At 45.2% G+C, this 866-nt stretch carries 1 protein-coding gene; it reads right to left on the bottom strand.

Annotated elements, in window-relative coordinates; all coding sequences use genetic code 11:
- Positions 1–866: mucin-binding protein (locus tag C1E58_RS12035; protein ID WP_193441723.1), on the bottom strand; the 866-nt coding region annotated here is incomplete at both ends.

Genomic DNA, 866 nt, shown 5'->3' with positions numbered 1-866 from the left:
GGGACTGTAACAGTTTTAGCTTTCACAACAACAGTGAAGGCTTGGTCGATAGCCTTGTCAGTATCGAAGACTTGTCCACCGTCTTTGGTGAAGTCATCACGAACCACTTCATAACCTTGGTTTGTTAACTCTGTAATACGAGCTGTTGTGGTGTAGCTGATTGGCTCACCTGACTTACCAGTCACCTCATCAATAGCACCTAGCTGTTTGCCACCTTCATCTTGGTAAGTGATGGTAGCTTTTTGGGCGTCCTTCACATATTTAACGATAACTTCTTTGTCTGCTGATTCTGCTGGTACATCTGCTTCTGCTTCTACACTTGCCTTGTCTGGTGTGTAACCTGCAATAGCTGGTGTGTCTACTTTGTCGAAGTCATCATCAGTTGAGGTCCAGTCACCATAAGTCACTTCTTTAGTTACCAAGTTAACAGTCGCGGTACGTTTGTAGGTCAGTGTTTCAACAACATCTGGCTGAGCCTGACTTCCATCTTCGTATTGGTACTTGATAACTCGTGTAACAGTTTGGTTGAGGTCACTTTCTTTCAAGCCATCTGGCCATTTTGGTCCGTCTGGCTTGCCTGGATCTACTGGTGTACCTGGATTCTTAGGATCTTCTGGGGTGACTGTAACAGTTTTAGCTTTCACAACAACAGTGAAGGCTTGGTCGATAGCCTTGTCAGTATCGAAGACTTGTCCACCGTCTTTGGTGAAGTCATCACGAACCACTTCATAACCTTGGTTTGTTAACTCTGTAATACGAGCTGTTGTGGTGTAGCTGATTGGCTCACCTGACTTACCAGTCACCTCATCAATAGCACCTAGCTGTTTGCCACCTTCATCTTGGTAAGTGATGGTAGCTTTTTGGGC

Source organism: Streptococcus suis, from assembly GCF_002964575.1.
Taxonomy (GTDB): Bacteria; Bacillota; Bacilli; order Lactobacillales; family Streptococcaceae; genus Streptococcus; species Streptococcus suis_R.
Note: the sequence above shows the minus strand (reverse complement) of the source record. Positions and strands in the feature narration are given on the sequence as shown.